The organism is Vreelandella sp. V005 (assembly GCF_052645115.1).
Window position 1 is genome coordinate 44,007 of sequence record NZ_JBQXYA010000008.1, and the last position, 21,933, is coordinate 65,939.

A 21,933-nucleotide genomic window follows, 5' to 3' on the forward strand; every position below is an offset into this window, starting at 1 on the left:
CTTTTGTGTCGCTTATAAGTCAGGCTGTCTTAGCGAGCGAGTAATTGGCCCAGCTCTGGATCGCTAAAAGCACGGTTCATACCATCGCTGAGAAGATCGCTTAGCATGCGTGTATTGCTGTCCGCATCGGGTTTAAGCGCATAACCTTGAGTGCGGCGCGATGTGTAAGTGCCAGTGTAAGTCGTGCCTTTGTTTTTAGCGATAGCCCGGAAGACGCCTTCAAGGCGTGCTTCGTCGACCAACGGTTGGCCGCTGTCGCCCCGTGCATAGTTCAGGCTGTCAAGTTCAAGGGTCAGACTCGGGCGCCCTTCGGCTTGCTCAGTCGTGGGCGAAAAGCCCATCTCGTTGATGGCGCGCTCGGCTTCTTGCTGTAAGCGCGGAATGAGTTCATGGCTGCTCACGGTGATGCGAGCAGTGGACATGCCGCCACCTGCGCGATTACCAATAACATCGCTTTCGCGCCCATCTTGAGCAATCACTGTCACTTGCTGGCCGGAGCCCATCTGAGGCACCTGCGCAGTGCGCTCAGGGCTGAGTTGGAGGTACTGCGGGCTAGCACAACCGGCTAGCCATGCACTGGCAAGCAGAACACCTGAAATCTTTAAAAAGTGACGCCGAAGCATGGTCTTCCTCCGCTATGGCTAAAAGGCCAGTATAACGCGGCTAGCGCCCTGGCGGTATGTTCATGCGACGCGAGTCTGCTCCGTCGCTTTTGTTTCAACCTTCGGGAAGCGCCGCCAGTGGCGGGGGTGAGCAAATAAACGTTGCCCGCGGCGTAGTGCCAGATGCTCAAAGTCCGTGTGGCGCACGGTGGCAAGCCACGGCTGGGCCAGCCAGTCGGCTTCCAATTCTACACGTACTTCGGCACCTACCGGGGAGATCGCTGTGATGGTGACAGGCAAGTGGCTTTCAGATGTCGGCTGCTCGGTTAAACGCACTTCGTGAGGGCGCAGCAACAGCTCTTCATGACCATCGGGCAGGTCAACGTGCCAATAGGCGTCACCGCAGGTCAATACGCCGTTACTCACTTTGCCCTCCAGGTGATTGACGTCACCCAAGAACTCAAATACAAAGCGGTTTGCCGGTGTGCGGTAGAGCTCATCGGGGGTGTCGATCTGCTCTATGCGGCCATTGCTCATCACTACGACGCGGTCGGAAAGCTCCAGTGCCTCTTCCTGATCGTGAGTCACAAAGACGCTGGTGAAATTGAGCTCGTCGTGAAGATGACGCAGCCAGCGACGTAGTTCTTGGCGCACTTTGGCATCCAAGGCGCCAAATGGCTCGTCCAGCAGCAATACTTCAGGCTCTACCGCCAAGGCGCGGGCCAGCGAGACACGCTGCTGCTGACCACCGGAAAGCTGGGCAGGGTAGCGGTTGGCAAGGTGTTCCAGTTTGACCATCTCAAGCAGCTTGAACACCCGTGCACGAATCTCACCGCTGCTGGGGCGGCGCTTGCGCGACAGCACGGTCAGCCCAAACGCCACGTTGTCGTAAACGCTCATATGGCGGAACAGCGCATAGTGCTGAAACACGAAACCAATGCGGCGGTCTCGCACATGGACGTTGGTGACATCGCGGTCGCCAAATAGGATTTTACCCGGATGGGCGGTGCGATCGGCATTTTCCAATCCTGCGATAATCCGTAGCAGCGTGGTCTTGCCTGAACCCGAAGGGCCGAGCAAACCCACCAGTTCGCCTTCGTGAATATTCAGGTCGATCGGTTCTAATGCTTGGGTGTTGCCGAAGTGTTTGCCGATGTTATGTAATTGAATGCTCATGCAAATGCCTCCCGACGCGATGCGCGCCATTCCAGCCCCGCCTTCGCGGCGAGCGTCAATAGGGCAATAAAGGCGAGTAAGGCCGCGCAGGCAAACGCCCCAACGGCGTTATAATCCTGATAAAGCTGCTCAAGGTGCAGTGGCAATGTGTTGGTCTGGCCACGAATAGCCCCCGAGACCACTGAAACAGCACCAAACTCGCCTACTGCACGAGCATTAGTCAGGATGACGCCATACAGCAGTGCCCAGCGAATATTGGGCAGGGTGACCCTGCGAAACGTCGTCCAGCCCGAAGCGCCGAGCGTCACCGCCGCTTCCTCTTCGCGCGAACCTTGCGCCTGCATTAAGGGAATTAGCTCTCGGGCGACAAAAGGACAGGTAACAAAAATCGTCACCATCAGAATGCCTGGCCAGGCAAACATCAGCTGAATATCGTGGCCATCCAGCCAAGTGCCGACCCAGCCATTGCGACCATACAGCAATAGATAAATAAGGCCGGCCACCACGGGGGAGACGGCAAAGGGGATATCAATCAATGTTTGTAGAATGCGGCGGCCTGGAAAGCTAAACCGCGTGACCAGCCACGCCAGCGCAACGCCAAATACCAAGCAAACCGGAATGGTGAGTAGCGCTATCATCAGCGTTAAGCCAATCGCATGCAGCGTAAAGGTGTCACTGACATTGGACCAGAAGACCATCACGCCCTGCGAGAAGGCCTGCGCAAAAATGGCGACCAGCGGGAGTAATAAAAAAAGCGCGGAAAGCAAGAGGGCGGCGCCTATTAGCAGCCGCCTAACGGCTGGTGCATCACCAATTCGACGCATTACCCCTTACCCCCATGCAGGCGGCGTACAAAGCGGCCCTGCCAAACGTTGATAGCCAGTAGCAGTGTCAATGAGACAAACAGTACGACCGAGGCAATCGCCGATGCCCCCGCGTAGTCATACTCTTGCAGCTTGACGAAAATCATCAGCGCGGTGATTTCCGTTTCATAGGGCATATTGCCCGCGATAAAAATAATCGCGCCGAACTCGCCCAGCGAACGCACGAACGCAAGCCCGGTACCGGTCACTAAAGCAGGCCAGATATGCGGCAAGATCACCCGGCGAAAAGCCACACCGTCGGTGGCACCCAGCGACATAGCAGCTTCGTCGACTTCAGCGGGCAGGTCTTCCAGCACGGGTTGTACGGTGCGCACCACAAAAGGGATGCTGGTAAACGCCATGGCCAGCGCAATGCCCACCCAGGTATAGGCGACTTGGAAGCCTAAGGGTTCCAGCAGCCCACCCATCCAGCCACTGCTGGCGTAAAGCGTGGCCAGCGTAATGCCGGCCACGGCAGTTGGCAGCGCAAAGGGCAGGTCCATCAAGGCGTCGAGTAAGCGTTTGCCAGGAAACTCATAGCGCACCAGTACCCACGCCAGTAGCAGGCCAAAGATGGCGTTAATCAACGCAGCGAACGCGGCCGCGCCAATGGTGACCATGTAGCTTGCGACCACGCGCCCTTCGGTAATGATCGCAAAGTACTCGGCCAAGCTCAGTTCGGCTAACTGGCCAAACAAACCCGTCATGGGAAGTAACAGTACCAGCGAAATAAACAGCACGCTGATACCCATAGAGAGGCCAAAGCCCGGCAGCACGCGTGTGCTGCCGGTTCGCCAGGATGCGAGTTGACTCATCGTTCAGACTGACTCATGAGTGGTTATTAGCGGCGCTGCAACTGGTCTAAAAGTCCGCCACTACCAAAGTGGGTTTCCATTGCCTCGTCCCAGCTGCCGAATACATCGTTGACTTCGAGCAATTCGGTCTCTGGGAACTGGTCGGCAAACTCTTCTACCACGGCTTCGTTATGTACCCGGTAGTTGAAGCCCGCGAGCAGGCGCTGCATCTCTTCGGTATAGAGATATTCAAGGTAGCTTTGGGCCAAATCGGTGTTACCGTTGCGTTCCGCATTTTCGCCAACAACGGCAACGGGGAACTCAGCGAGAATGCTGACCGGGGGAACGATGACTTCATAATCATCGCTGCCGTACTCGCTACGAATATTGTTAACTTCAGATTCGAAGCTAATCAGTACATCGCCGATTTCACGCTCGATAAAGCTAGTCGTCGCACCCCGGCCACCGGTATCAAACACGGCGACGTTGGCTAGGAAAGTGCGCATGAACTCTTCGATTTGCTCTTCGTCACCATCGAATTCGTTTTCAGCAAAACCCCAGGCGGCTAAATAGGTATAGCGACCGTTACCCGACGTTTTTGGGTTGGGGAATACAATGTCGACATCTTCATTAGCCAAGTCATCCCAGCTCTCGATACCTTTAGGGTTGCCTTTGCGCACTAAAAACGCCGTCGTGGAGTAGTAGGGTGATGCGTTATTTTCAAAGGCATCTTGCCAGTCTTCTGCCACCAGCCCGGCATCGGCGAGCACCTGCACGTCGGTTACCTGGTTAAAGGTCACTACATCCGCACGTAACCCTTGCAGAATGGCGCGTGCTTGAGCAGAGGAGCCGCCGTGAGATTGGCTAATAGCGACCTCTTCCCCATGCTCTTCCTGCCACCATGCTTGAAACTCAGGGTTGATCGCAGAAAACAGCTCGCGAGCAATATCGTAGGACGAGTTGAGTATTTCGCGCTCTTGGGCAGCCGCGGTGCCACTCACTGTGACGCCCAGGGCAATGGCTATCAGGCTGCGGCGGAAAATTGTCGGCAACGTCATTGGTATCTCCTTAAATCGGTAAGCGCAAAGTATCGCCAAAAGTAGTGTTGCAATATGAGTAAGGTTAAAGCTATCAATGTGGAATTACAATTATGTTTTATATTCTATTTGAGAATATGCGTGTGATGACATGGACAGCCGTCGTTAACTCGCTGATACGTGGTTCTACCAAGCGGCTCTGGTAAGATAGGCGTTTGGCTCTGCTCTTTTAGCCTGTGCTCGCAGGCCTATGGGGTGGCTACTCTCGTCTACTGTTTACTATGCAGGAATGGAATATGACCGCTGCGCATGATTTTCTAATTGCCCCCTCTATCTTGTCAGCTGATTTCGCCCGGCTGGGTGAAGAGGTAGACAACGTGCTGGCTGCAGGCGCAGACATAGTTCACTTCGATGTGATGGACAATCACTATGTACCCAATCTCACGATTGGCCCTATGGTGTGCAAGGCATTGCGCAAACACGGCGTCACGGCTCCGATTGATGTGCATTTGATGGTCAAGCCGGTCGATCGGATGATTAGTGACTTTATTGAGGCGGGCGCCAGCTATATCACCTTTCACCCTGAAGCCTCTGAGCACGTTGACCGTTCGCTTCAGCTGATCCGCGATGGTGGTTGTAAGGCTGGTTTAGTGTTTAATCCCGCCACACCGCTCTCCTACCTCGACTATGTGATGGATAAAGTCGATATGGTGCTGCTGATGAGCGTCAACCCAGGATTTGGTGGCCAGTCATTTATTCCCGGTACGCTGGACAAGTTGCGCGAGGCGCGCGCGCGCATTGATGCCTCGAACTATGCTATCCGCTTGGAAATCGACGGCGGCGTAAAAGTGGACAACATCGCTGAGATCGCTGCGGCGGGTGCCGATACTTTTGTGGCGGGCTCAGCCATTTTCAGCGCCCACCAAGCCAGCGACCCTTACGGCTATGACACCGTGATCAAACAGCTCCGGGCGGCGCTGGCTAAGGCATAATCGAGGACGGTTTGACCTAGAGCTCAACCGAGAACAAAGCAACTCAGGGAGGAACGGGGCGATTAGTGCAATTTCATCCGTGGTTTTAAATATTTGTTGAGCTTGTCCACTAGCCAGGCCAGCCCCGTCTTCGGCGCCCCATGGATAGAGAGTTGATGCATGCGGTAGAGCGATGCATAGGCTTGACGAGCCAGCCAGCCCTCTAAAAACAGGCCGCGGGAGGCGGAGCTGCGCATTAAGTTACCCACTGCATCGTAGCGCGCCAGTGATACCAGTGAGCCATGATCACGGTAGCGAAAATCATGCAATGGCTTATCTTCTAGCTGGTTTATCAGGTTTTTGGCTAGTAACTTGGCTTGTTGATGCGCTGCTTGCGCGCGCGGTGGCACACTACCATCTTCACCCATCGGGCAACTGGCGCAGTCGCCAAGTGCAAATATCCGTGCATCGTCAACACTTTGCAGGGTTTTATTGACTTCGATTTGGTTCTTCTTGTTCGTGGTAAGGCCAAGTTCGGTGAGAAATTGCGGCGCTTTAATGCCCGCTGCCCACACGTTGATATCTGTTTCGATCTCTTCGCCATCGTTGGTCACTAGCCGGTGCGCCTGGGCTTCCTTGATCGCGGTATCGGTATGAACCGTCACGCCCATGCTTTCAAGCTGGGTTCTGACCGTTTGGCTGACCCGTTCAGAGAGCCCCGGCAGCAGGCGCGGTGCGGCTTCCAGTAAGTGGACGCTAATGTGCTGGTGGTCTATTGCCGTCACGCCATAGGCATTGAGCATTCGCGACGCATCGAACAGCTCAGCCGCTAGTTCTACCCCTGTCGCGCCGCCCCCCACAATACCGATGGTCAGTTGGGTATGCTGACGCAGGGTGGGGTCGGTATAACGCAAGAAGGTGTTGATCATATCGCGCTGAAACGCTTTGGCTTGTTGGGGCGAATCAATGAAGTGGCAGTGCTCGGCGACGCCGGGCGTGCCGAAGTCATTTGAGACACTGCCTAGTGCCATGACCAAGTAGTCATAGGTTAACTCCCGACCCGGCAGAACCTCATAGCCATCTTCGTCTTTAACGGGCGCTAAATGCAGCGTTTGCTGCTGGCGATCAATACCTGTCAGCGACCCGCGTTGATAACGATAGAAATGGGCAGATGAATGCCCGCGATAATCGACTTCATCCATGCTGGAGTTCAGCACCCCGGTCGCCAATTCATGCAGAAGCGGCTTCCAAACATGGGTGGTGTTACGATCCAGCAGCACAATTTCTGCGTGTTTACGTTTACCTAACGTATGCCCTAGGCGCGTAGCGAGCGCTAACCCGCCAGCACCGCCACCAACTATCACAATCCTGGGTATGGCCATCACTCTCTCCTTGGCTAAATTAGCCCAAGCATAGAAGTTTCTTGGGCTTCTGACTAATGCGAAAGTTTGCCTTGAGCAGGTAAGATGGTCGGCTAACGACAAACGCAATTTTTTTAGTGATGTTTGAAGCGCTTTGCTGAGCAGGCAGAGTAACCACGGCGCTCAAAACGGGCTTAGCCGTAAACGACGCTAAAGGGCAATGACGGTGCATTCCATACGCTATTCAGACCTACATTCAGCGCTACAGGGTAAGCGGCTAATAGCCTTCGATTTGGACGGCACGCTTATAGATTCTGTACCTGACCTTGCCGCCGCGGTGGTTCACACCCTTAAGACGCTTGAATTGCGTGCGCCGAGCGAGGCAGAGGTGCGTGACTGGGTCGGCAACGGGGCGCCTGTATTAGTCGAAAGAGCCCTTACCTGGGCGTTGCAGGCGCCGCCAGCACCTGCACTGCTGGCGCGTGGCTATGATATTTTTATGGCTTACTATGGCGCTGCCCCGCATGTGCACACAACGCTCTATCCTGGCGTTGAGCAAGCGCTCCGGGCGCTGCATCAGCAAGGAGTGACACTCGCGCTGATCACCAATAAACCAGAGCGCTTTATTGAACCGCTCTTACATCACTTCAATCTGTTGACGTATTTTACGCTATGGGTCGGTGGTGATTCGTTGGATGAAAAAAAGCCCCATCCAATGCCACTGCTGCACGCTGCTAGCCGCTGCCAAATTTCCCCGGCTGAGTGTGTAATGGTGGGCGATTCCCGGCATGATATTGCTGCTGGTAAAGCGGCGGGTTTTATGACCGTGGCGTTACCCTACGGCTACAACCACGGCGAGCCCATCGAAGATAGCCACCCCGACTTAGTGCTCTCTTCGTTAACAGAACTGTTGATGACTGCACCCCATGCGACAAGGACCGCTTAATGATGACCCCGGAACATTTTCACGAGCTTAGCGAAGCAGGTTACAACCGAATTCCTGTTTCGCGTGATGTACTCGCTGATTTAGATACGCCGCTGTCTACTTATTTAAAGCTGGCGAACACTCCCTGGACCTTTTTGTTCGAGTCGGTACAGGGCGGTGAGAAATGGGGTCGCTACTCAATGATTGGTCTGCCGAGTCATGAACGTATTGAGGTACGTGGCTTTACGGTGCGTCATATCAAAGAGGGTGAAACGCTCGGTGTCACCGAAGTGGAGGACCCGCTAGCGTGGATTGAGAAATTCCAGAGCCGTTTCAAGGTGCCCAAATTGGATGATCAGCCGCGCTTTGATGGGGGCTTGGTCGGTTACTTCGGTTACGACACGATTCGCTATATCGAACCGCGCTTACGCGGCGGGGCGGACAAGCCTGACCCGCTGAACGTGCCCGATATTCTGCTCATGGTATGCAATGACTTTGTGGTGTTCGACAACCTTTCCGGGCGGCTGACAATCTGGACTCACGTTGACCCTGCCGAAGCAGACGCCCTTGAGCGCGGACAGGCACATCTTAAACACCTTGAAACCCGCCTGCGCGAAGCGCATATCAGCCCCAATAATGCGGGCAGCGGTCGGCAGCCGGTCAAGGAGAGTGACTTTAATTCAGGCTTTACGGAACAGGGTTTTAAAGCCGCCGTCGATAAAATCAAAGAGTACGTGCTGGCTGGCGATATCATGCAGTGCGTGCCTTCCCAGCGAATGTCGATTCCCTATCAGGCCTCGCCGCTGGATCTCTACCGCGCCCTGCGCAGCCTTAATCCATCGCCGTATATGTTTTTCTTCAATTTGGATGATCATCACGTGGTGGGCTCATCACCCGAGATACTTACCCGCATGGAAGAAGGCGAAGTCACCGTACGCCCCATTGCTGGTACCCGCAAACGCGGTAGAACGGAGGAAGAAGATGACGCCCTCGAAGCAGACTTACTAGCAGACCCCAAGGAACTCGCCGAGCATTTAATGCTGATCGATTTAGGCCGCAACGATGTGGGCAGAATTTGCCAAACGGGCAGCGTCGACGTGACCGACCAGATGGTGGTTGAGCGCTACTCTCACGTTATGCATATCGTTTCTAACGTCACAGGTAAATTGAAGCCCGGTTTAACTGCGATGGATGCGCTGCGCGCGACGTTTCCCGCAGGGACGGTTTCTGGCGCACCTAAAATTCGGGCACTGGAAATTATCGATGAGGTAGAGCCGGTCAAGCGCGGCATCTACTCCGGGGCAGTCGGCTATCTCTCTTGGCATGGCAATATGGATACCGCCATCGCCATTCGCACGGCGGTCATCAAGGATGGCCAGCTTCATGTTCAGGCCGGAGCCGGTATTGTGGCTGACTCCGTGCCCGAAATGGAGTGGCAGGAAACGCTTAACAAAGGGCGTGCGATTTTCCGTGCAGTGGCTATGGCGGAACGTGGGCTAGATAACCTGTAGCACGCACTTGCCGAACAATGAGGAGCGCTGCCGCTAATTACTCCGCCGTAGCGCCTCCCAAGGCAGTATGCATGACTTCAGCGTTATGGCGCAGCATGGCCGAGTAGTTGGCGGCTGGGCCATCGGCACCGCTCAGCGAGTCGACATACAGAGGGCCTGCTAGGGGAAGCGAGTGCTCCCGTGCGAGGGCATCCATATGAATGCTAGGCGTCTTGCTTTCAAAAAACAGCGCCGAAGGGCGTTTGTTAACAAGTCGCTCGCTCATTTTGGCCATTGCCTGGGCGTTACCGTGGGTTTCGTGATTAACGCCCCATACTCCCTGGGCTTCAAACGAGAATGCACGCGCGAAATAACCAAAGCTAGCTTCGCTAGTGATCAGGGTGCGGTTGGTTTGAGGAATGCCGTCGAGCCGCTCTTTCACTTCTAAACTCAGGTTCGCTAATGCGTTACGAGCCTCTTCGGCGCGGGCATAAAACGCCTCGGCCTGTTCGGGTAGATGCTCGGCTAACGTTTCTGCTATCACGTCAAGGTAAGCGGCGGCGCCGTCGGGTGCCATCCACATGTGCGGGTCGGGTTCGCCTCTGTACTGACCGGTCGAAATCATCAGCGGTGCGTAGTCGGCCTTTTTCGCCACTTCGACGAGGGTTAGCTGGTCGTCGGACATCGCTTCAATATGACGGATCCAGGGCTCTAACCCCAGTCCGTTATAAAATACGATATGGGTATCTTCTAAAGCGAGCACATTGGGGGGCGTTAACTCCCAGCGATGAACATCTTCGCCGGCAGGCACAATGACGTTGACGCTGACCGAGTCGCCAGCCACGCGTTTAACCAACTCTTCCATCACTGAAAACGAAGCGATAACGCGTAACGCTGCGTTGGCATTGACTGGCCCAACGCTTATCAGCATGACCAATAAGAGCGAACCTACCCAGGTAACCCGCTTTGACATCCCATGCTCCTAACTGGCTAGAAAATATTGTTAAAAAAACCTATAAAAAACATACGTTAAAACTGTCGTAAAACGGCCACAAAACCGTCACAAAAGACGCCCGATAATAAAGACTGCGGTGGCCGGTTGCCAGTTCCAATACGGCGACACAGAAGAGCGCTATTGCCCAAGGGAGGATTCCCTCTAAAGGCAACTGCCACTATGCTGAACAGTATTACACCCCTAAGCATAGCGTGCCTTATGACTAACCAAACGGTTTCTTCTTCGCGGCGTCGGCGCGGCCATCCCAAAGGCCGTGACTTATCCCCCGTGGCATTGGTGACGTTAAGAGCGCTATTGGGTGATGAACGGCAACAGCCTAGTTTACGCCAACGCGATCAGCTACTTGAACATCTACACGTTATCCAAGATGCTCACGGCCATCTATCCATGATTGAGCTGCGGGCTTTGGCGGCGTATATGAACCTGCCCATGGCTGCGGTCTATGAAACCGCTACCTTTTACGCTCACTTTGACGTGGTGCACGACGGCCAAACGCCGCCGCCCGACACCACCGTGCGGGTGTGTGATTCGCTCTCCTGCCAGTTGGCCGGGGCCACACAGCTGAAAGCCAAATTAACAGCGGGCTTCGATCCAGAGACCGTGCGCGTGATACGCGCTCCCTGCATGGGGCGCTGCGATAGCGCGCCGGTGGTAGAAGTGGGCCATCACCACGTCAATTTTGCCACTGCTGAAGGCGTTGAGGCGGTGGTTGATACGGGGCATTTCCACCCTGAAGCGATTTTATGGCAGCGCCTGGAAGCGTATCGGCAGCAGGGTGGCTATCAACTGTTGGCTGACTGCCTTGTTGGCCGCGTGAGCGTTGAACAGCTAATGACCCAGCTTGAGCTCGCGGGGTTAAGAGGGCTTGGCGGCGCAGGGTTTCCGACCTTTAAAAAGTGGCACTTCCTGCGCGAGGAACCGGGGCCCCGTTACTGTGTGATCAATGCTGACGAAGGCGAGCCGGGCACCTTTAAAGACCGCTACCACCTTGAAAAATCACCCCATCAGTTTTTAGAAGGCGCTCTTGTCAGCGCCTGGGCGATTGAAGCTCAGGCGCTGTATATTTATTTACGCGATGAGTACCCAGGCTTGCATCGCGTGCTACGCGAAGCGATTGAGGAGCTTGAACGAGCAGGGCTGAGTGAGCCGGGGTATATCGTGCTACGACGTGGTGCTGGGGCCTATATTTGCGGCGAAGAGTCGGCGTTGATTGAATCGCTGGAAGGCAAACCCGGCAAGCCACGTCACCGTCCTCCCTATGTGGCTCAGCAAGGGCTATTTGGTCGCCCGACGCTGGTCAATAATGTGGAGACTGTGTATTGGATAACCCCGATTTGGCATAGAGGCGCCGATTGGTTTGCTAAGCAAGGCCGCAACGGTCGTTCTGGGCTACGCAGTTTTTCCGTTTCAGGCCGCGTCAAACATCCAGGCGTTTATTTGGCCCCTGCCGGGATCACGCTGCGCGAACTGATTGATGAGTACTGCGGCGGCATGGTTGAGGGTCACCATTTGGCCGCTTATCTGCCCGGTGGCGCCTCAGGTGGTATATTGCCCGCCAGCAAAGCGGATATCCCGTTGGATTTCGATACGCTCCAGGCCCACGGCTGTTTTATTGGTTCGGCGGCGGTCATCGTGCTTTCTCAGCGGGATAACTTGCAGGCGGTGGCGACCAACCTATTGGCATTTTTTGCCGATGAGTCCTGCGGGCAGTGTACCCCTTGCCGTGTAGGCACAGAAAAAATGCTGACGCTGCTGGCGCGTGACGAATGGGATGTCGGCCAGCTTACCCGTCTGGCGCAGGTGATGCAGGATGCTTCGATTTGTGGGCTAGGCCAAGCCGCTCCCAATCCGGTGCTCGGGCTACTGAAAGATTTTCGCACAACGCTTACTCACCAGCAGATTATTGTCAGCGATGCGACCGCATCGGTTGCTGAAGGGGGCGCGCCATGAGTGAACCTTTCGCATTAACCCTCGATGGCGTGGAAGTTACGGCTTATCCCGGTGAAACCCTTTGGCAGGTCGCCAAGCGCGAGGGTGAAACCATTCCCCATCTGTGCTTTAAAGACGCCCCCGGTTACCGCGCCGATGGCAACTGCCGTGTTTGCATGGTCGAGGTGGAGGGAGAGCGTGCCTTAACGGCGAGTTGTCTGCGCGAGGCGGTGCCTAATATGAAGGTGCATAGCGCCAGCTCTGAGCGCGTAAAAGTCGCTCGGGAAGGCGTGATGGAACTGCTGATGGCGGATCAACCCTCACGTGAGCATAGCCCTGACCGCTCGAGCCACTTTTGGGCGATGGCCGACCAGTTAGGCGTCGAACACAGCAGTGTTAAAGCCTGGTTGCCACCCAGGCATAGTGAGAAGGTGAATCAGGTTGACGCCTTGGACGCCAGCCACCCCGCCATGCGGGTCAACTTGGACGCTTGTATCGAGTGTACGCTTTGCGTGCGCGCTTGCCGTGAAGTCCAGAGCAATGACGTGATTGGCCTAGCGAACCGCGGGGCGGCGGCCAACATCGTGTTCGATTTCAATGACCCCATGGGCGAAAGCACTTGCGTGGGGTGTGGCGAATGCGTGCAGGCGTGCCCGACGGGCGCGTTGATGCCAGCCACGCTTATTAATCAACAGGGGCAGGGCGACTCGAAAGCGGTAGATCGCCAAGTCGACTCAGTGTGCCCCTACTGTGGCGTGGGCTGCCAGCTTACCTACCACATTAAAAACGATGACATTGCCTATGTGGAAGGGCGCGACGGCCCTTCCAACCACAACCGGCTGTGTGTCAAAGGGCGGTTTGGATTTGATTACCCGCGCCACCCTGCGCGCTTGACTACACCCTTGATACGTAAGCCGGGTGTTCCGAAACGCTTGGATCCTTCCTTCGACCCCGCCCAGCCACTGTCGCATTTTCGCGCCGTTAGCTGGGAGGAGGCGCTAGCGGCCGCCGCGGACGGTTTGGTTGAGCTAAAAGCCCAGCACGGCCCAAGCGCGCTGGCAGGGTTTGGGAGCGCCAAGTGCTCGAATGAAGAGGCGTGGCTGTTTCAGAAGCTGGTGCGCACTGGCTTTGGCAACAATAACGTCGACCACTGTACGCGGCTGTGCCACGCAAGCTCCGTGGCGGCGTTGATGGAGTGCCTGGGTTCCGGGGCGGTGACCGCTTCTTTTATGCAGGCGCTGGAAGCGGACGTGGTGATTCTTACCGGCTGCAACCCGGCGGTCAATCATCCTGTCGCCGCCACGTTTTTCAAACAGGCCGCTAAACGCGGCACTGAAATTATTATCCTCGACCCCCGCGGCCAAGCATTAGATAACTACGCCAGCCTGAGCGTAAGATTTACGCCGGGTGCCGATGTGGCGCTATTCAACGCCATTCTCCATGTGATTATTGCCGAAGGACGCTATAACGAAGCGTATATTGCGGCACACACCGAGGGCTTTGAAGCGCTAAAGCAGAGTGTGGCGATGAGCAGCCCTGAAGCCATGAGCGAACATTGCGGTGTTGCGCCAGACATCATTCGAGATGTCGCCCGACGCTACGCCAATGCCGAGAAAGCGATGATCTTTTGGGGCATGGGTATCTCACAGCATACTCACGGTACTGACAACGCCCGCTGTTTGATCTCGCTGGCGCTGGCCTGTGGCCACACCGGCCGCCCCGGTACCGGGCTGCATCCGCTGCGTGGCCAAAACAATGTGCAGGGGGCTTCGGATGCGGGCTTGATCCCTATGGTGCTGCCTGACTACCAGCCAGTAGGTGACGCTCAGCTGCGCGCCGCTTTTGAAGAACTTTGGAGCACACCGCTAAATGCTCAGCCGGGCCTAACGGTAGTGGAAATTATGGACGCCATTCACGCCGGTCAGATCCGCGGGATGTATATTCTGGGCGAAAACCCGGCAATGTCTGACCCGGACCTGCACCACGCACGGGCTGCGTTGGGCAAGCTTGAACATTTGGTGGTGCAGGATCTGTTTGTCACGGAAACCGCGCAGTTTGCCGACGTCATTTTGCCCGCCTCAGCCTGGCCGGAAAAAGAGGGCACGGTGACCAATACCAATCGACAGGTTCAGCTGGGCCGTATTGCCTTACCGTTACCTGGTGAGGCCAAGCCCGACTGGTGGATCATTCAACAGATTGCCAATCGTTTCGGGTTGGGATGGGCCTATCAACAGCCTGGCGATGTGTTTGACGAGATGCAGCAGGGCATGGCCTCGCTCAATCACATCAGTTGGGAGCGCTTGGCGCGAGAAGGATCGGTGACTTACCCTTGCGCCGCCGACGATGCTCCCGGCCAGGACGTCGTATTCAGCGATGCCTTCCCTCGACCAGGCGGGCGGGCCAAATTCTCCCCCACGCGGCTTTTACCCCCCGATGAGCCGGTCGATGACGACTTCCCGACAGTGCTGACCACAGGCCGCCAGCTTGAGCACTGGCATACAGGGTCGATGACGCGGCGCAGCGTTGTATTGGACGCTTTAGAGCCGGACGCGGTCGCCAGTCTTTCTCCCGGCGAGCTTAATCGCCTGGGGATCGCACCGGGCGACCCACTGGCCATTACGACCCGCCGCGGCACGATTACACTGGCCGCGCGAGTCGACCCGAACATCCCCGATGGAATGGTGTTTGTGCCGTTTGCCTATGCTGAAGCCGCCGCGAATCTACTCACCAATCCGGCACTCGATCCCTATGGCAAAATCCCTGAGTTTAAGTACGCCGCCTGCCGACTCACCCAGGGCGGTACTTAACCCCTGCAAGAGAGGCGCAGGTTGCGGTATCATCGAACGCATGAAGCGGATGGCAATCGACGACTAATCTGGGTAACCGCCTGGATGACAAAAGAGCCATTGCACAGGCTTTTATAGGAGTATCAAGGGGTTATGGCTCAAACAGTCTTAATGCTCGATAACTACGATAGTTTCACGTTCAACATCGTGCAGTACCTTGGCGAGCTGGGCGCAGACGTCATCACTCACCGTAATGACGAGATCACCATTGAGCAGATCGAAGCGCTGGCGCCTACACACCTAGTGGTATCGCCAGGGCCCTGCACGCCCAATGAGGCGGGTATTTCCATGGCCGCCATTGAGCACTTCGCGGGCAAACTTCCTATCTTGGGTGTTTGCCTTGGCCATCAGGCCATTGGACAAGTTTATGGTGGCAAGGTAGTGCGCGCTCCGCAGGTGATGCATGGCAAGACATCAGCCGTACTGCACGATAGCCAAGGCGTGTTCGAAGGGCTGGATAACCCCGTGGAAGTGACCCGTTATCACTCCCTTGTCGTCGACAAAGAGACGCTACCGGATTGTTTGGAAATTACCGCCTGGACCGGCGAGGACGACGTTACCCCCGGCTTGATCATGGGGTTACGCCACCGCGAGCTGGATATCGAAGGGGTGCAGTTTCACCCTGAATCTATTCTTACCCGCCAAGGCCATGAGCTTTTGGCCAATTTTTTAAAACGCGGCTGACGGCCGGTTTCAAACGCTTTAGGGGCTCCTCTGCTCATGCAAATGCGAGACGCGATTAATGCGGTGATGCGCCGCGAAGACCTCTCTTTCGATGCTATGCACGCTTTGATGCGCCAAATCATGACCGGCGATGCCAGCGATGCACAAATTGGCGGGCTGCTGGTCGGCCTGGCCATGAAGGGCGAAAGTGCTATCGAAATTAGCGCTGCCGCCCAGGTAATGCGCGAGCTAATGAAGCGTGTTGAGCTTAACGCTGAAAACGTGGTGGATATCGTCGGCACCGGTGGTGATGGCGCTAATCTCTTTAACGTTTCCACCGCGGCCAGTTTTGTGGCCGCCGCCGCTGGTGCTCATGTGGCCAAGCACGGTAACCGCAGCGTTTCGTCGTCTTCCGGCAGTGCCGATTTATTCGATGTGGCGGGTATCTATCTCGATCTCAAACCTGACCAGGTAGCACGCTGCATCGAGCAGGTGGGCGTGGGCTTTATGTTTGCTCCCAACCACCATCCGGCCATGCGCTACGCTATTGGCCCGCGTCGCGAAATGGGTGTGCGCACACTGTTCAACATTTTAGGCCCGTTGACCAACCCCGCTGGCGCACCTAACCAAGTGCTAGGTGTTTACGCGCCAGAACTGGTGCCGTTAATGGCGGAAGTGCTTAAAACCTTGGGTAGCCGCCACGTGATGGTCGTGCACTCCGAGGAGGGTCTGGATGAAATCTCGCTTGCCAGCCCGACGTTAGTCGCCGAGCTAAAAGAGGGTGAGATTACCCAATACACCATTACGCCCGAGGAACTGGGCATTGAGCGCCAAAGCTTGGCAACGCTGAAAGCCAACAGTGCCGAAGATAGCTTACGCTTGGTTAAAGCCGCCCTTTCGGGGGAAGGCGCCGCTGCTGATATGGTTGCGCTGAACGCAGGCGCAGCACTTTACTGTGCAGGGGTGGCCGACACATTGAAAGAGGGCGTGATGGTCGCCCAAGACGCCCAGGCGTCCAAACTGCCGCTGGAAAAACTCAAAGAGCTTTCGCACTTTACCAGCGTGTTTAAATAGTCAGTTTTCAGCAGCACGCTTTTCAATAAGATGAGATTACTATGACTCAACAGTCAACGCCGACTATTTTAACTCGCATTCTGGCCCGCAAAGACCAGGAAGTGGCTGAGCGCCGCCAAGCCGTATCTGAAGCGGATTTACTCGCGTTAGGAGAGCAGCAGAGTGCTCCGCGTGGCTTTATTGAGGCCCTCAATACACGCATCGCCGACGGGGATGCTGCCATCATCGCCGAGGTGAAAAAAGCCTCTCCCTCGAAAGGCGTTATTCGTGAGGAGTTTCACCCGTCCGATATCGCCAAAAGCTATGCGCAAGTGGGCGCTGCCTGTCTATCGGTGCTCACCGATGCCGACTTCTTCCAGGGCCATGAAGACTACCTGATCGCCGCGCGGGATGTGTGTACGCTACCGGTAATTCGTAAAGACTTTATCACCCATGGTTATCAGGTCAGTGAAGCGCGGGCCATTGGTGCCGACTGTATCTTATTGATCGTCGCCGCCCTGGATGACGCACAGCTGCGTGATCTACAACAGCAGGCCAATCAGTTGGGTATGGATGTATTGGTAGAGGTGCACGATGCTGAAGAGCTGGAGCGCGCTTTGGCGCTGGAGCTAAAACTGGTGGGTATCAACAACCGCAATTTGCACACCTTTGACACCAGTCTCAATACAACGCTGGATCTGCTGCCGCGTATACCGGAGAGCGTTACCGTGATTACCGAATCGGGTATTCACACTCGCGATGACGTTGAGCTAATGCGCGACCATAATGTCAATGGCTTCCTGGTTGGTGAGGCGTTTATGCGCGAAAACGACCCCGGCTTGGCGCTCAAACGGCTCTTCTTCTAATCGAAGCCTCCCCTGATAAAACCCCAGCTTAGGCCGGTCGTGTTGGGTTTTTCCAACTCAGCACGGCCACCGTCAGGGCAGGTAAGAAAGTGACGGTGACAATCGCCGTGCCGAGCAGCCCAAAGAGAACGATGGCACCGACGCCGCGGTAAAGCTCGGTGCCTTCCCCCGGTAAAAATACCAGCGGTGAAAGACCGCACAGGGTCGTCAGCGTGGTCATCGCAATGGGCCGTAATCGGCTCTCTACGGCGTGATGTACGGCGTCACGAACGCTCATGCTCGCCGTGCGCAGATTCTCCCTCGCCTGATGGACCACCAAAATAGGGTTATTGACCACCGTTCCCATCAGAATTAAAAAGCCTAGCATGGTGATCATATCAAACGGCTGACTGATGGCGTTCAAGCCAATTTTCGGTAGTTGGGCGCCGACGGTATTCATTAACCATAGCCCCACAATGCCTCCCGCGGCGCCGAGTGGAATGGTAGCCAGAATCAACAGTGGGTAGCCCCAGTGGGCAAAAATGGCCACCAGTAACAAATAGACGATCGCCAAGGCAATCAAGGCGTTGCCGGTGAGGGCTTGGCGGGTAGCGTCTAACTGGTCGCCTGCGCCGCTGACGGTGACATTAATGTTAGCTGGCAGCGTACCTTCGTCGCTCATGGCATCTATCACTTCCCGCTGCATGCGCTCAATACCGGCTTCCAGCGCCACGCTGCGCGGTGGAATGACGTCCAGCGTGACACTGCGCCGCCCATCGACCCGCCGCAGGGTGGCCGTACCTACGGTTTCACGAATCTCAGCGAGGGTATTAAGCGGCACGTTGATGCCTGATGGTGTGTGGATAGGCAGGGTAGCGAGGTCATCCAGCGCGATATTCCCCGCCCCAGGGCCGTAGCCGTAGAGATCGATTTTTTCGTCATCGAGGTAAAAATCATCCAGGTAGGCGCCATTGGTGAGCACTGCCACGGTAGTGCCCAAGGCGTTGGTGTCCATACCTACCTCAGCGGCACGCTCCCAGTCGGGATACACCTCAATTAATGGCTGGCCGAGATCAAGTGCAGAAGGGCGGGACTGAATGCGTGGGTTGTCGAAAACACCTTGAGCGCGTTGGTAAATGGCATTAGCGGTGGTGTACAGCTCGTTTAAATCGTTCCCGGCGATATCCAGCGTGATACTGCGTGTACCGCCGTCATTGCTGGAAATAATCGAGCCACGCGCGGCAAAGGCACGCATATCCGGGTAGGCTTCAAAACGCTGAGTGAGCGCATCCATCAAGGCTTCGATATGGGTAGGATCGCTGGTTTCAGCAATGATCCGCAGGCTTTGGGCCTCGGCTTGAATGCCCATGGTGCGAATCGGCGGAATATCGGTATCGCCACGCTCAAAGCGTTCAGGATCGGCGCCTACATGGGGCTCGAGCTCTTGCTGCAGGGTTTGGGCAATCGCATCCATGGTGGCTAGGTTATAGCTCGCCGGGGCGTTCATGCTGGCGAACGTTTTGGCCTCTTCGCCCTCAGGCAAGTACTCCGCTGGGGGCGTCAACCAAACGAAAATCCCAATGCCACCGACAATGCCCAGCACGATGGCAAGGACGCGCCGCGAGGCTGTGCGGATCATGCCATCAACCAACCATAGGCAGCCACGCACCCAGCGTGGCGTTGCCGTTGAAGCGCTCTCTTTACCGCGAAAATCGATATGCGCGCCGAGAGTGGGAATGACCGTAATCGCCACCACCATCGAAATGATAATCGAGGTAGAGATGGCTACCGCAATATCCGAATAGAGCTGCCCGGCTTCCTGCTGAATAAAGAAGATCGGCACAAACACCAAGATAGTGGTCAGCGTTGAGGCGAGCACCGCAGGCCATACTTGCTTGACGCCCTCAAGCGCCGCCTCAAAGCGCGCTAAACCACGCCGGCGCTGGGTTTCTATGCTCTCCAGCACCACGATGGTGTTGTCTATCGTCATGCCAATGGCGAAAGCGACACCCGCCAGCGAAATGACGTTGAGTGTACGGCCCGCCAACAACAGGCCTAGAAAAGCAGCGATGGTGCAGATAGGGATACCAATAATCCCGGCCATGGTGGCGCGTGCCGAGCGCAAAAAAGCGAACATCACCAAGGTGGCAAACATTGCGCCCAAGCCCAAGTTGACCCAGACATTGGCAATCGACGACTCCACATAGCGCACGTCATCGCTGGAAAGCGTCATGCGCATGCCTTGTTCTGCCAGGAGCCCTTCGTTAAGCACCGCGACTTCATCAAGCATAGCGCGCTTGATATCGATCACATTGGCACCCGGCTCCCGGCGAACCTGCACGCTCAATACCGGCTGGCCATCCGAGCTGTAAGCCCGGGAGGTCAGTTCGGCGTAGGATTGTTGTACCTTCGCGATATCGCCAAGCCGGGTAACGGCGTCCCCCTCGCGTTTAAGAATGAGCGCTTCAAGACTCTCAACATCTTCAAACCGGCCGACAGTGCGCAGCAGGTAGCGGCGTTTGCCGCTCTCAAGATTGCCGCCGGACACATCCTGGTTGCGGGCCTGAAGCGCGGCCTGAATATCAGGAATACTTAGTTCACGGGCGGCCAGTGCCTCAGGGTCGATCAGCAGTTGCATTTGCCTTTCTGCGCCCCCAGAGACAGTGACTTCCGATACGCCCGCTACACTCTCAAGTCGCGGTCTTACATTGTCTTCCAGGTAGTCGCGCATGGCGGGCATATCAAGCTGGCGCGGGTTGCCTTCCAGGGGGCCAACGTTAAAGTACATAAAAGCGTTGGCGGAAAAGGAGTTGGCGACGATGCGGGGCTGGTCGACGTTGTTGGGGTAGGAGGGCACTTGGCTTAGCGCGTTGTTAACCCGAATCAACGTCTCGGTGAGGTCAACACCAAACGGGAACTCCAGCTCGATTTCGGCGCTACCGCTGCTGGCGGTGGACTCCATGCGCTGCAGGTTGGGCACGTTGCGCAGGAATTCCTCCTGCTCGATCAAAATGTCCTTTTCGATATCCTGTGGCGTCGCGCCCGGCCACTGTGTCTCGATGCCCACGACGCGGGTTTCAAGGTCGGGAATCATTTGCACCGGGATCCGCCAGATAGCCGCGATCCCTAGAATCAGCAGGATCAGCGTAATCACACTGACCAAAATGCCGTGACGAATAATGGCGGCAAACATAGGTGAGGGGGCTCCTTTAGTCGTCGCTTAGGGTCACGTTCTGCCCCTCTTCGAGGCGCTCATTACCAACGACGATGACGCGGTCGCCCGCTGATATTCCCTCATTGACGGCCACCTCTCCCTGATGGCTGCTGCCGATTTCAACGCGTTGCTCAAATGCTTGCCAAATATCGTCGGTTTGGCGGGCGAGCCAAACGCTGACGCTGCCATCGGGGCGGCGAATCAATGCATCCCGCGGTACGCTGGGCCCGCTCTCACCGTTAACCTGTAACCGGCCCTGGACGGCCATGCCCGGCAACATATCGAGCGGAGTATCTGGCGCTGCACGAAGTAGAAACTGCCGCGAACTGGCATCCAAAGGAATACGTGCCAAGGTGCGTGCCGTGTGCCATTGCTCATCGCCTTCCAGGCGCACCTCTAAGGTGGAACCTTTAAAGCGTTGGTAAGCCGACAGTGGTACCGAAAAATCGAGCCTAAGCGACGCTAAATCAACCAGCGTGAGCAACGCATCACCTGGGTTGATCCACTCGCCAACGTTGCTCTCCCGTTGGGTAACCATACCGTCAAAGGGGGCACGTATTTGGTGACGCTCTAGCTGCAGCTGAGTGAGTGCATAGTCTGCGCGGCGCGCTTCAAGCGTGGCCTGCGCGGCGGCCAGCCTGCTTTCACGCTGGCGCCGATCGCTGGCAGCAAAGTTTTGCGCCGAGAGCTGATTCGCCTCGTTAACCAAACGCTGAGCTTCGTCGCGCTCAGCTTCTGCCTGGGCCAAGTCGGCGCGGGCGCGCTGGTTTTCTAAGGTGATATCGCGGGTATCGAGCGATAGCAACGGCTCGCCTTGAGTAACGTTGTCGCCCATTTCAACCGTCAGTTCACTGATCAAGCCTGCTTCCGCGCTCGAAAGCTGTGAAGTACGCAGGGCGCTAACACTGCCCATAAGAGGGAGTATTTCTATCCTCGGTGCGTCGGCCACTATCTGTGTTTCAACACGGTTTTCTTGCGCCGTGATGGCACCCGACAAACTAAGCGTTAACAACCCAGCGCCGAGGCGGGTCAGTAGGGGGAGTAGGGACAACAAGGCAGCTCCTGAAAACGCTTTAATACAGCGCGTCGTGTCTATTGACGTTCCGTGTGTTAACTCCCCCAACCTTATACAAGGCTCGTCGTTTGTAC

17 protein-coding genes are annotated in these 21,933 nt (G+C 56.1%); 8 read left to right on the plus strand and 9 right to left on the minus strand.

What is annotated here, in order from left to right; all coding sequences use genetic code 11:
- Positions 1–29: 29 nt before the first annotated feature.
- The 5 genes from ACUN8H_RS15970 to cysP are packed head-to-tail and all read right to left on the minus strand — an operon-like array spanning position 30 to position 4,493.
- On the minus strand, positions 30–623 hold the full coding sequence (locus ACUN8H_RS15970) for a YajG family lipoprotein (RefSeq protein WP_445533053.1): 594 nt from the start codon (positions 621–623) through the stop codon (positions 30–32).
- A 60-nt stretch (positions 624–683) separates the two neighbouring features.
- Positions 684–1,778 (minus strand): sulfate/molybdate ABC transporter ATP-binding protein, encoded by a 1,095-nt coding sequence (locus ACUN8H_RS15975; protein WP_445533054.1) that lies wholly within the window; start codon positions 1,776–1,778, stop codon positions 684–686.
- Complete coding sequence (cysW, locus tag ACUN8H_RS15980) at positions 1,775–2,602, minus strand: sulfate ABC transporter permease subunit CysW (RefSeq protein WP_445533055.1); 828 nt, start codon at positions 2,600–2,602, stop codon at positions 1,775–1,777. Before cysW ends, ACUN8H_RS15975 begins: the two co-directional genes overlap by 4 nt.
- A complete protein-coding gene (cysT, locus tag ACUN8H_RS15985; protein ID WP_445533056.1) occupies positions 2,602–3,456 on the minus strand; it encodes a sulfate ABC transporter permease subunit CysT in 855 nt (284 codons plus the stop codon). Before cysT ends, cysW begins: the two co-directional genes overlap by 1 nt.
- A 26-nt stretch (positions 3,457–3,482) precedes the next feature.
- A complete protein-coding gene (gene cysP / locus ACUN8H_RS15990; RefSeq protein WP_445533057.1) occupies positions 3,483–4,493 on the minus strand; it encodes a thiosulfate ABC transporter substrate-binding protein CysP in 1,011 nt (336 codons plus the stop codon).
- Between the two features lie 275 nt (positions 4,494–4,768).
- Here cysP and rpe point away from each other — a divergent pair, with 275 nt between their 5' ends.
- A complete protein-coding gene (gene rpe / locus ACUN8H_RS15995) occupies positions 4,769–5,464 on the plus strand; it encodes a ribulose-phosphate 3-epimerase (protein WP_445533058.1) in 696 nt (231 codons plus the stop codon).
- 62 nt (positions 5,465–5,526) lie between these two features.
- On the opposite strand, the gene ACUN8H_RS16000 is transcribed toward rpe, so the two are convergent.
- A complete protein-coding gene (locus ACUN8H_RS16000; protein WP_445533059.1) occupies positions 5,527–6,825 on the minus strand; it encodes an NAD(P)/FAD-dependent oxidoreductase in 1,299 nt (432 codons plus the stop codon).
- 199 nt (positions 6,826–7,024) lie between these two features.
- Between ACUN8H_RS16000 and ACUN8H_RS16005 the strand changes: the two genes are divergently transcribed.
- Positions 7,025–7,750 (plus strand): phosphoglycolate phosphatase, encoded by a 726-nt coding sequence (locus ACUN8H_RS16005; protein ID WP_445533060.1) that lies wholly within the window; start codon positions 7,025–7,027, stop codon positions 7,748–7,750.
- Positions 7,751–7,752: 2 nt separating this feature from the next.
- Positions 7,753–9,240: an anthranilate synthase component I gene (trpE, locus tag ACUN8H_RS16010; RefSeq protein WP_445533125.1), complete on the plus strand. Its 1,488-nt coding sequence runs from the start codon at positions 7,753–7,755 to the stop codon at positions 9,238–9,240.
- A gap of 37 nt (positions 9,241–9,277) precedes the next feature.
- Here trpE and ACUN8H_RS16015 read toward each other — a convergent pair whose 3' ends face one another.
- Entirely contained in the window at positions 9,278–10,192 is a 915-nt protein-coding gene (locus ACUN8H_RS16015) for a metal ABC transporter substrate-binding protein (RefSeq protein WP_445533061.1), read from the minus strand.
- Between the two features lie 240 nt (positions 10,193–10,432).
- On the opposite strand from ACUN8H_RS16015, the gene ACUN8H_RS16020 reads away from it, so the two are divergent.
- From ACUN8H_RS16020 to trpC, 5 genes are all read left to right on the plus strand, one after another.
- Positions 10,433–12,184 (plus strand): NAD(P)H-dependent oxidoreductase subunit E, encoded by a 1,752-nt coding sequence (locus ACUN8H_RS16020; protein ID WP_445533062.1) that lies wholly within the window; start codon positions 10,433–10,435, stop codon positions 12,182–12,184.
- The gene (gene fdhF, locus ACUN8H_RS16025; RefSeq protein ID WP_445533063.1) at positions 12,181–14,970 is read left to right on the plus strand and encodes a formate dehydrogenase subunit alpha; all 2,790 of its coding nucleotides are present in this window, start codon (positions 12,181–12,183) and stop codon (positions 14,968–14,970) included. Before ACUN8H_RS16020 ends, fdhF begins: the two co-directional genes overlap by 4 nt.
- A gap of 132 nt (positions 14,971–15,102) precedes the next feature.
- A complete protein-coding gene (locus ACUN8H_RS16030; RefSeq protein WP_445533064.1) occupies positions 15,103–15,693 on the plus strand; it encodes an anthranilate synthase component II in 591 nt (196 codons plus the stop codon).
- Positions 15,694–15,729: 36 nt separating this feature from the next.
- Entirely contained in the window at positions 15,730–16,746 is a 1,017-nt protein-coding gene (trpD, locus tag ACUN8H_RS16035; RefSeq protein WP_290696041.1) for an anthranilate phosphoribosyltransferase, read from the plus strand.
- A 41-nt stretch (positions 16,747–16,787) separates the two neighbouring features.
- Entirely contained in the window at positions 16,788–17,591 is an 804-nt protein-coding gene (gene trpC / locus ACUN8H_RS16040) for an indole-3-glycerol phosphate synthase TrpC (RefSeq protein ID WP_445533065.1), read from the plus strand.
- Positions 17,592–17,619: 28 nt separating this feature from the next.
- On the opposite strand, the gene ACUN8H_RS16045 is transcribed toward trpC, so the two are convergent.
- Both ACUN8H_RS16045 and ACUN8H_RS16050 read right to left on the minus strand, forming a co-directional pair.
- Positions 17,620–20,763, minus strand: coding sequence for an efflux RND transporter permease subunit (locus tag ACUN8H_RS16045; protein WP_445533066.1), 3,144 nt, complete (start codon positions 20,761–20,763; stop codon positions 17,620–17,622).
- A 16-nt stretch (positions 20,764–20,779) separates the two neighbouring features.
- Complete coding sequence (locus ACUN8H_RS16050; RefSeq protein WP_445533067.1) at positions 20,780–21,835, minus strand: efflux RND transporter periplasmic adaptor subunit; 1,056 nt, start codon at positions 21,833–21,835, stop codon at positions 20,780–20,782.
- Positions 21,836–21,933: the final 98 nt, after the last annotated feature.

Bases quoted from the DNA above. Each gene is read 5' to 3' on its own strand.
- ACUN8H_RS16015 (WP_445533061.1), bottom strand. From the start codon at position 10,192: ATGTCAAAGCGGGTTACCTGGGTAGGTTCGCTCTTATTGGTCATGCTG.
- trpE (WP_445533125.1), top strand. From the start codon at position 7,753: ATGACCCCGGAACATTTTCACGAGCTTAGCGAAGCAGGTTACAACCGA.
- cysP (WP_445533057.1), bottom strand. From the start codon at position 4,493: ATGACGTTGCCGACAATTTTCCGCCGCAGCCTGATAGCCATTGCCCTG.
- ACUN8H_RS16045 (WP_445533066.1), bottom strand. From the start codon at position 20,763: ATGTTTGCCGCCATTATTCGTCACGGCATTTTGGTCAGTGTGATTACG.
- trpC (WP_445533065.1), top strand. From the start codon at position 16,788: ATGACTCAACAGTCAACGCCGACTATTTTAACTCGCATTCTGGCCCGC.
- trpD (WP_290696041.1), top strand. From the start codon at position 15,730: ATGCAAATGCGAGACGCGATTAATGCGGTGATGCGCCGCGAAGACCTC.
- ACUN8H_RS15975 (WP_445533054.1), bottom strand. From the start codon at position 1,778: ATGAGCATTCAATTACATAACATCGGCAAACACTTCGGCAACACCCAA.
- rpe (WP_445533058.1), top strand. From the start codon at position 4,769: ATGACCGCTGCGCATGATTTTCTAATTGCCCCCTCTATCTTGTCAGCT.
- ACUN8H_RS16020 (WP_445533062.1), top strand. From the start codon at position 10,433: ATGACTAACCAAACGGTTTCTTCTTCGCGGCGTCGGCGCGGCCATCCC.
- ACUN8H_RS15970 (WP_445533053.1), bottom strand. From the start codon at position 623: ATGCTTCGGCGTCACTTTTTAAAGATTTCAGGTGTTCTGCTTGCCAGT.
- fdhF (WP_445533063.1), top strand. From the start codon at position 12,181: ATGAGTGAACCTTTCGCATTAACCCTCGATGGCGTGGAAGTTACGGCT.
- cysT (WP_445533056.1), bottom strand. From the start codon at position 3,456: ATGAGTCAACTCGCATCCTGGCGAACCGGCAGCACACGCGTGCTGCCG.
- ACUN8H_RS16030 (WP_445533064.1), top strand. From the start codon at position 15,103: ATGGCTCAAACAGTCTTAATGCTCGATAACTACGATAGTTTCACGTTC.
- ACUN8H_RS16000 (WP_445533059.1), bottom strand. From the start codon at position 6,825: ATGGCCATACCCAGGATTGTGATAGTTGGTGGCGGTGCTGGCGGGTTA.
- cysW (WP_445533055.1), bottom strand. From the start codon at position 2,602: ATGCGTCGAATTGGTGATGCACCAGCCGTTAGGCGGCTGCTAATAGGC.
- ACUN8H_RS16005 (WP_445533060.1), top strand. From the start codon at position 7,025: ATGACGGTGCATTCCATACGCTATTCAGACCTACATTCAGCGCTACAG.